9 protein-coding genes are annotated in these 8,498 nt (G+C 73.0%); 3 read left to right on the forward strand and 6 right to left on the reverse strand.

Annotation, left to right across the window (positions count from 1 at the left end; translation table 11 throughout):
• Both IEZ12_RS04965 and IEZ12_RS04970 read left to right on the forward strand, forming a co-directional pair.
• Positions 1-1,079: STM4012 family radical SAM protein (locus IEZ12_RS04965; RefSeq protein WP_229847247.1), on the forward strand; the 1,079-nt coding region annotated here is incomplete at its 5' end.
• Positions 1,076-1,924 carry an STM4011 family radical SAM protein gene (locus tag IEZ12_RS04970; protein ID WP_189270993.1) on the forward strand — a complete coding sequence of 283 codons (849 nt, stop codon included), beginning with the start codon at positions 1,076-1,078 and terminating at the stop codon, positions 1,922-1,924. The genes IEZ12_RS04965 and IEZ12_RS04970, both read left to right, overlap by 4 nt.
• Before the next feature lie 19 nt (positions 1,925-1,943).
• Here the strand turns inward: IEZ12_RS04970 and IEZ12_RS04975 are convergent, their stop codons facing one another.
• The 6 genes from IEZ12_RS04975 to IEZ12_RS05000 are packed head-to-tail and all read right to left on the reverse strand — an operon-like array spanning position 1,944 to position 7,264.
• Positions 1,944-2,930 (reverse strand): ABC transporter substrate-binding protein, encoded by a 987-nt coding sequence (locus IEZ12_RS04975; RefSeq protein WP_189270994.1) that lies wholly within the window; start codon positions 2,928-2,930, stop codon positions 1,944-1,946.
• Positions 2,931-2,959: 29 nt separating this feature from the next.
• Positions 2,960-3,730 (reverse strand): amino acid ABC transporter ATP-binding protein, encoded by a 771-nt coding sequence (locus IEZ12_RS04980; RefSeq protein ID WP_308430987.1) that lies wholly within the window; start codon positions 3,728-3,730, stop codon positions 2,960-2,962.
• Complete coding sequence (locus tag IEZ12_RS04985) at positions 3,727-4,668, reverse strand: amino acid ABC transporter permease (RefSeq protein ID WP_189270995.1); 942 nt, start codon at positions 4,666-4,668, stop codon at positions 3,727-3,729. Before IEZ12_RS04985 ends, IEZ12_RS04980 begins: the two co-directional genes overlap by 4 nt.
• A 15-nt stretch (positions 4,669-4,683) precedes the next feature.
• Positions 4,684-5,637, reverse strand: a complete 954-nt coding sequence (locus tag IEZ12_RS04990; RefSeq protein ID WP_189270996.1) for an ABC transporter substrate-binding protein — start codon at positions 5,635-5,637, stop codon at positions 4,684-4,686.
• A complete protein-coding gene (locus IEZ12_RS04995) occupies positions 5,634-6,134 on the reverse strand; it encodes a GNAT family N-acetyltransferase (RefSeq protein WP_189270997.1) in 501 nt (166 codons plus the stop codon). The genes IEZ12_RS04990 and IEZ12_RS04995 overlap by 4 nt, the downstream gene beginning before the upstream one ends.
• Positions 6,131-7,264 (reverse strand): LLM class flavin-dependent oxidoreductase, encoded by a 1,134-nt coding sequence (locus tag IEZ12_RS05000; RefSeq protein WP_189270998.1) that lies wholly within the window; start codon positions 7,262-7,264, stop codon positions 6,131-6,133. Before IEZ12_RS05000 ends, IEZ12_RS04995 begins: the two co-directional genes overlap by 4 nt.
• 630 nt (positions 7,265-7,894) lie before the next feature.
• Between IEZ12_RS05000 and IEZ12_RS37710 the strand changes: the two genes are divergently transcribed.
• Positions 7,895-8,498, forward strand: a 604-nt coding sequence (locus tag IEZ12_RS37710; protein ID WP_229847248.1) for an ABC transporter permease subunit, incomplete at its 3' end; no start/stop codon positions are given.

Below are 8,498 nucleotides of genomic sequence, written 5' to 3' on the forward strand. Positions count from 1 at the left end.
AGGCCGGCCAGGTCCGGGACGCGCTCTCCGGCGCCGCCGGGTTCGCTCTCGCGGCGTTCGGCGGCGGCACGCCGACCTATCTGACGGCGGCCGAGCTGGAGCGCCTCTGCGACATCGCCGAGCACCGGATGGGCGCGGATCTGCGCGGCATCCCGCTCTCCGTCGAGGCCTCCCCCGACACCGCCACCGCGGACCGCCTCCAGGTCCTGGCCGAGCGCGGCGCCACCCGGCTGAGCCTGGGCGTGCAGTCGTTCCTGGACGAGGAGGCGAGGTCGGCGGTCCGGCCGCAGAAGCGGGCGGCGGTGGAGGCGGCGCTGGGCCGGGTCCGGGACGCCGGCTTCCCGGTGCTGAACATCGACCTGATCTACGGGATCGACGGCCAGACGCCCGCCAGCTGGATCAAGTCCCTGGACGCGGCACTGAGTTGGCAGCCCGAGGAGCTGTACCTGTACCCGCTGTACGTCCGCCCGCTGACCGGTCTCGGCCGCCACGCCGACCACGCGGCCTCCCCCGAATGGGACGCGCAGCGCCTGGCGCTGTACCGGGCCGGCCGGGACCACCTGCTGGCGCACGGGTACGAGCAGGTGTCGATGCGGATGTTCCGCCGGGCCGGCGCGGCGAGCGCGAGCGCCGGCGAGTACGCCTGCCAGACCGACGGCATGGTGGGCCTGGGCTGCGGGGCGCGCTCGTACACCTCGAAGCTGCACTACTCGTTCGACTACGCGGTGGACGCCCGCGAGGTGCGGCGGATCATCGACGACTACGTCGCCGCCCCGGACTTCTCCCGGGCCGAGCTGGGCTGGGAGATGACGGACGAGGAGACCCGCCGCCGCCACCTGGTGCAGTCGCTGCTGCAGGGCGAGGGCGTCGACCTGACGGCCTACCGGGGGCGTTTCGGCAGCACGCCCGGGCAGGACTTCCCGTCCGAGCTGGCCGGGTTCGCCGCCAACGGCTGGCTGGCCGAGGACGGGGGCCGCCTGCTGCTCACCCCGGAGGGCCTGGCCTGGTCGGACGCGATCGGCCCGCGGCTGTTCTCCGCCGGCGTGCGCGAGCGGATGGCGGGGTACGCGCCGAAATGAGCACCCTGACCGTCCTGTACCGGGGCCCGCTGTCCTCCTGCGACTACGACTGCCCGTACTGCCCGTTCGCCAAGCGGCGGGACACCCCGGAGCTGCTGCGCACCGACCGGGCCGCGCTGGAGCGGTTCACCGACTGGGCCGCCGGATACGAGCACGGCCGCCTGTCCGTGCTGTTCACGCCGTGGGGCGAGGGCCTGGTGCGGTCCTGGTACCGGCGGGCGATGGTGGAGCTGAGCCGACTGCCGCACCTGGAGCGGGTGGCGATCCAGACCAACGCGAGCTGCCGGACCGGCTGGCTGGCCGAGGCGGACCTGTCGAAGCTGGCGCTCTGGGTGACGTACCACCCGGGCCAGGTGACGGAGGAGCGGTTCCTCGCCAAGTGCGCCGAGCTGACGGCGCTGGGCGTGCGGTTCAGCGTCGGTGTGGTCGGGCAGCCGGAGCACCTGGCGGACGCCCGCCGGCTGCGGGCGGCCCTGCCGCCGTCCGTCTACCTGTGGGTGAACGCGGCGGACGGGCACGCCTACGACGACGCGGAGGCGGCCGACTGGACGGAGCTGGACCCGCTGTTCGGCTACAGCCGCCGCCCGCACCGCAGCGCGGGCCTGCCGTGCCGCACCGGGGAGAGCGTGGTGTCGGTGGACGGGGACGGCACGGTGCGCCGCTGCCACTTCGTCCGGCCGCCGCTGGGCAACCTGTACGACGACTCCTACCGGAGCCAACTGCTGCCCCGGTCCTGCCCGTTGGGCGAGTGCGACTGCCACATCGGCTATGTGCACCTGGAGTCGCTGCCGCTGTACGACGTGTTCGCGGGCGGGGTGCTGGAACGCATTCCGCACCGGTGGTGACCGCACCCCGCCCGGGCGGTCAGTTCTTCGGCAGGCCGGGCGGGTTGATCTCGGAGCTCTGCACGGCCTCGTTGTCCAGTCCCCAGCGCTTCAGCACCTCGGCGTAGGAGCCGTTCCTGATCAGCTCGTCGATGGCTCCGCCGAGCGCCTTGATCAGGCCGTTGTCCTTCCTGGTGGTGGCGGCGATCTTGCCGAGGACCTGGTCGCCGGCGCCCGAGTAGGTGCCGATGATCTCGGTCTCGCCGGTCTGCGCGGCGTGGAAGGCGCCGGACGGGTTGGGGCCGAGCCAGGCGTCGATCCGGCCGGAGCCGAGGGCCAGGTAGTAGTCGGAGGAGTTCTGGTAGTACTTCACGTCCACCGGCTTGAGCCCGGCCCTGACGTTCTGCTCGTTCCAGTCGAGCAGCAGCTTCTCCTGGTTGGTGCCGGAGGCGACGCCGATGGTGTGCCCGGCGACGTCGGCCGGGCCCTTGACCTTCCAGCCGCCGCCCTTCTTCGCCTCGAAGCCGAGGATGTCGAGCCGGTAGGTGGCGAAGTCGTACTTCTCCTTGCGGGCCTCGGTGACGGTGATGTTGGTGATGCCGACGTCGAACTTGCCGCTGTCCAGGCCGACGAAGACGTTCTCCCAGGAGACCGGCGTGAGTTCGACCTTCAGACCGAGGACGTTGCCGATCAGGTACGCCAGGTCGGGTTCGGCGCCGATGATGGTGCGGTCGTCGGTGGCGTGGAAGTCCAGCGGCGGGACGGTGCCGAGGTTGTCCACCACTTGCAGGGTGCCTCTTCGGCGGATCTCCTCGGGCACCAGTGCGGCGAGGGCGTCGACCTTGGGCGTGGTGACGCGGTGCTGCTCCGGCGTCAGGTTGACCTTGACGCCGTTGGGCGCGGTGCCCGCACCGGCCCCGCCCAGGTCGGCGGCGGCGGTGCCGCCGGAGCCGCAGGCGGTGAGCAGCAGGACGGCGGCGAGCGCCAGGGCGGCCGGGGCGGCGGTGCGGCGGATCACGGCGGACATGGGGACGACTCCTTGCGAGTGGGCGGTGTTCAGAGGACCTTGGCGAGGAAGGCGCGGGTGCGCTCGTGCTGCGGGGCGTCCAGCACCTGGGCGGGCGGGCCCTGTTCGACGACCACTCCGCCGTCCATGAACACGACGGTGTCGGCCACCTCGCGGGCGAAGCCGATCTCGTGGGTGACCACGATCATGGTGGTGCCGGTGCGGGCCAGGTCCTTGATGACGTCGAGGACCTCGCCGACGAGTTCCGGATCGAGCGCCGAGGTCGGCTCGTCGAACAGCAGCACCTTGGGTTCCAGGGCGAGCGCCCGGGCGATCGCGACCCGCTGCTGCTGGCCGCCGGAGAGCCGGCGCGGGTACTCGTCCGCCTTGTCGGCGAGGCCGACCCGGCTCAGCAGTTCGCGGGCCCGGGCGCGGGCCTGCTCGCGCGGGACGCCGAGTGCGCCGACGGGCGCCTCGACCAGGTTCTCCAGCACCGTCAGGTGCGGGAACAGGTGGAAGTTCTGGAACACGAAGCCGAGCCGGGTGCGCTGCTTGAGCACCTCGCGTTCGGGCAGTTCGCGCAGCTTGTCGCCGACCCGCCGGTAGCCGATCAGTTCGCCGTCCACCCGGACGTACCCCCGGTCCAGCTTCTCCAGGTGGTTGACCGCCCGCAGCAGGGTGGACTTCCCGGAGCCGGACGGGCCGAGCACCACCGTGACGGTGCCGGGCCGGACGTCGAGGTCGATGCCGCGCAGCACCTCCAGCCGCCCGAACCGCTTGTGGACGCCGCGCACTTCCACCATCGCCGTGCCGCTGCTCATGTCTGCTTCTCCCGGATCTCGGTGACGGCGGCGCGCAGGCGCTGCCAGGGGGTGGGCGGCGGGGTGCGTTCGCTGCCGCGGGCGAAGTACCGCTCGACCCGGTACTGGACGAGGGACAGCACGGTGGTCAGCAGCACGTACCAGGCGGTGGCGACCATCAGCAGCGGCACCACCCGGCCGGTCCGGCCGTAGATCACCTGCGCCTGGTAGAAGAGTTCGCCGATCGCCATCACGTAGACGATCGAGGTGCCCTTGAACAGCGAGATCACCTCGTTGGCGGCGTTCGGCAGGATGCCGCGCATCGCCTGCGGCAGCACAATCCGCCAGGCCTGCCGGAAGCGCGGGATGCCGAGCGCGGCCGCCGCTTCGAGCTGCCCGGCGTCCACCGCGAGCACCCCGCCGCGGATGATCTCGGCGGCGTACGCGGCCTGGTGCAGGGCGAGGCCGAGGACGGCCGCGCCGAGCGCGCCGAGCAGGTCCATGGTGCCGAAGGAGACGAAGCTCGGGCCGAACGGGATGCCGAAGCCGATCCGCTTGTACAGGTAGGCGAGGTTGAACCAGAACACCAGCTGGACGATCAGCGGGATGGAGCGGAACGCCCACACGTACGTCCAGGCGATGGTCCGCAGGATCGGGCTGCCGGACAGCCGCAGCGCGGCGATCACCGCGCCCAGGGCGAAGCCCAGCACCGTTCCGTAGGCGGTGAGTTGGAGGGTGACGCCGACCGCGCGCAGGATGCTGTCGGAGAACACGAAGGCGCGGAAGGTCGGCCAGTCCCAGCCGGGGTTGACGGCCAGCCCGTGCAGGAACTGGGCGACCAGCACCAGCGCGGCCAGGCCGGCCACCAGCCGCCAGGGGCGGCGGTGCGGGACGATCGGCAGCTCGGCCGTCGGGTCGGCGGGTGGTCGGAGGGACAGCTGGGCGGTGGTGGTGGTCATCGCGGGGCTCCGGGGTCAGGGGTGCTCGGGCGGGTTGATCCGGGATTCGGTGATCGCCGAGTCGGTGGTGCCCCACTTGGCCAGGATCTTCCGGTAACTGCCGTCCTGGATCAGCCGGTTGACGGCGGCCTGGAATGCGGGGGTGAGCGGCGAGCCCTTCTTGAACGCGAAGCCCACGTCGAGGCGGTGGTACTCGCCGAGGAAGCGGACGTGCGAGCCGGGCTGGGCGGCCTGGTAGCGCAGGCCGTTGATGGTGGACATCACCACGTCGAGCCGGCCCTGCTGGAGGCCGGTGGTGACGGCGCCGCTCTCGGAGAACGCCTTCACCTCGTAGGGCTTGCGGCCGGCCTGCGCGCAGACCTCCTTCTTGGCGTTCAGCGTGGCCTCGAAGGTGGTGCCCGCCCCGGTGCCGACGGTCAGTCCGCACAGCTGCGTCAGCTCGGTGACGCCGGTCAGCGCGGTGTTGTCCTCGCGCACCGCGAAGCCCTGGCCGTCGTCGATGTAGGTGACGAAGTCGACGGTCTTCAGCCGGGCCTCGGTGACGCCGAAGTTGCCGGTGCCGACGTCGTACTTGCCGCTGCCGAGCGCGGGCAGGATGGTCTCGAACGCGGCGTCCTCGCGCTGCACCGTCAGCCCGAGCACCTTGGCGACGCCGTCGACGATGTCCACGTCCAGCCCGACCGGCCGGTGCTGGGCCGGGTCCGGGTAGTACGCGCCGGGCGGGGTGCCGATCGCCCCGCCGAGCTTGATGGCGCCGGCGGCCCGCACCTCGGCGGGCAGCAGGGCGGCCGCCGCGTCGTCCTTCCGCACCTGCCCGAGCACGTCCTGGTCGGGCTGCACGCCGACCGGCGCGGCCGCCGGACCCGCCGTCGGGTCGGAGCCGCAGCCGGACAGCACCAGGACGGCGGCGACGGCCGGCCCGAGCAGGAGTCGGCGCTTCGGACGGTTCGGGTGCTGCGGGTGCTTCATCGGAGCTGAGCCTTTCCGGCCGTCGGGGCGGCCAGGTCTTTCTCGAACGGCAGCAGGTGGAACTCCGCCGACTGCTCGGTGACGTCGAACAGGGGCGTGTAGCCGGTCGCCAGGTAGAGGCCCTTGGCCTCCGGCTGGAACGACCCGGTGGTGAGGAAGATCCGCCGGTAGCCCGCCGCCCGGGCGGCGGACTCCAGTTCGGCCACCACCCGGCGGGCGAGGCCCTGGCGGCGGTGCGCGGCAGCCGTCCACATCCGCTTCAGCTCGGCGGTGTGCGCGTCGTAGCGGCGGAAGGCGCCGCCCGCGACGGGCTCGCCGTCGCGCAGCAGCAGCAGGAGCAGGCCGTCCGGCGGGGTGAACTCCCCGGCGGGGTGGCCGGCCATCTCCTCCTGGCCGCCCGCGCCGTAGCGGGCGACGTACTCGTGGGTGAGCTCGCGGATCAGCGGTTCGGTGAGCGGGTCGCCGAGGACGGCCCGCTCGACGGTCAGTGTGCTCACGCGGCCCCGGCCCCCACGTTCGCGGCCTCCACGGCCTTGGCGGCGTCGCGCTTGGCGACCTCCTCGCGGACCAGCGGGATGACGTACCGGCCGAAGTCGACGGCGTCGTCGACGTGGTCGTAGCCGCGGGCCGAGAGGATCTCCACGCCGAGGTCGTAGTAGTCGAGCAGCGCCTGGGCGACCGTCTCGGGGGTGCCGACCAGCGCGTTGGAGTTGCCCGCGCCGCCGGTGGCGGCCGCGGTCGGGGTCCACAGCGCCCGGACGTAGCGCTCGCCGGCCTCGGCGATCTCCAGCAGCCGCTGCGAACCGGTGTTCTCCGGCTGCTGGGCGCCCGTCAGTCGGCCGCGCACCAGGTCGTTGTTCTGCCGCCGGGCCTTGATCGCGCCGACCGTGCGGTGCGCCTTCTCCCAGGCGAGTTCCTCGGTGGGCGCGATGATCGGCCGGAACGCCGCCTGGATGCGCGGGACGTCGGTGCGTCCGGCGGCCTTCGCGGCGGCCCGGACCAGCTCGATCTGCTCGGCGGTGCGGGCCAGCGGCTCGCCCCACAGGCAGTAGATGTCGGCCTCGGCGCCGCCGGCGGCGTAGGCGGCGGGCGAGGAGCCGCCGAACGAGACCTTCGGGCGGGGCTGCTGGACCGGGAAGACGTCCGAGACGAAGTCGTTGAAGCGGTAGAACTCGCCGTCGTGGTCGAAGGGCTGGTGGCTGGTCCAGGCCCGCTTGACGATCCGGATGTACTCCCGGGTGCGGTCGTAGCGGCGGTCCTTGGGCAGGAAGTCGCCCTCGCGCTGCTGCTCGTGGTCGTTGCCGCCGGTGATGAAGTGCACGGTGATCCGGCCGTCGCTGATCCGGTCCAGGGTGGCGAAGGTCTTGGCGGCGAAGGTCGGGTAGGAGACGTTCGGCCGGTGCGCCAGCAGGATCTGCAGGGTGTCGAGCTTGGCGGCGAGGTACGCGGCGGAGGCGGCGGGCTCCGGGGAGCCGGCGCCGTAGGCGAACAGCACCCGGTCCCAGCCGTGGTCCTCGTGGGCGCGGGCGAGGCGCAGGGTGTAGTCGCGGTCGAAGGCGTGGGTGGTGCGAGCGGTGGTCTCCGAACCGTCGCCGGTGGCGGCGATTCCGAGGAACTCGACGGGCATGGCAGGCCTCTTCGGGTCGGCGCGGTTCCGCGTCCGGGCATGCCGGGGGGACGCCTCGGCGGGCGGGACGGGAACGACGGGTGGGTCGGCGGGTGGGTCGGCGGGTAGTCAGCGGGAAGCCGGCCGGAATCCGGTCGGGCAGGCAGGCGGGTGGGCGGCGCGTGACGGGGCGCCGGTGGGCTCTCGGAGCGAGCGGGGACGCAGGAAAAGGGCGGCAGCGTACGCCTGTCGATCCGTCCGGACGGACGGCTTCCCGGCCCGCGACGGGGCGACCGAGGGAGGACTCCCGGAGGGAGAAGGGCCGGTCAGGCGGCCCGCTGCCGGGTCAGCCGCGACACGCGGCGGACCACACCCGACCGAAGTCGATGTGGCCTCGCGTCACCAGGGCGGGCTGTCCGGCAGTCATGTCGAACAGTTGAGCAGTGCCCCCGATGGTCCGTCAACCATCGTTCACGGGGCGAAACCTGGCCGCTCTTGACAGTGCCGCGCCGCCCGCCCGTACCATCGGGGCGGAGCGAGTACCGCCCGGGCCCGGCCGAACTGCCGCCGGGACCAGCCGCGTTGAGGGACGCGGCGCGCGTGAGTGACGGCATGCGGACACCGCCTGCCCCGCCGCCCGATGGAGCCCTCATGGCCTCGCCCGCCGCCCCGTCCACCGCCCCGCCCGTTGCGCGCGCCACTGCCGCGCCGCCCGCCGAGCTGCCGATCGCCCCCCGCCGCCGCCCCTGGCGGTACGTCAGCGGCGGCCTGGCGCTGCTCGCCACCGCGCTGCTGCTGCGCTCGCTGGCCGGCAACCCGGCCTTCGAGTGGCCGGTGGTGGGCGCCTACCTGACCTCGTCCGCGATCCTGCGCGGCCTGTGGCTGACGCTCTGGCTGACCGCCGTCGTGATGGTCCTCGGCTTCGCCCTCGGCACCGGCCTGGCGGTGGCCCGACTGTCCGGCAACCCGGTGCTGCGCACGCTGAGCTGGGGATTCGTCTGGATCTTCCGGGCCACTCCGCTGCTGGTCCAGCTGCTGTTCTGGTTCAACATCGGCGCGCTCTACCCGCGGCTCGCGCTGAGCGTGCCGTTCGCCGGCGAGCTGTTCGCGGTGCGGACCGTCGACCTGCTCGGCCCGGCGCTCACCGCCGTCGTCGGACTCACCCTGCACGAGGCCGCGTTCGCCGCCGAGGTGGTGCGCTCCGGCGTCCTCTCGGTCGACCAGGGCCAGCTGGAGGCGGCCGCCTCGCTCGGCC

This window comes from Kitasatospora griseola, assembly GCF_014648555.1.
Taxonomy (GTDB): domain Bacteria; phylum Actinomycetota; class Actinomycetes; order Streptomycetales; family Streptomycetaceae; genus Kitasatospora; species Kitasatospora griseola.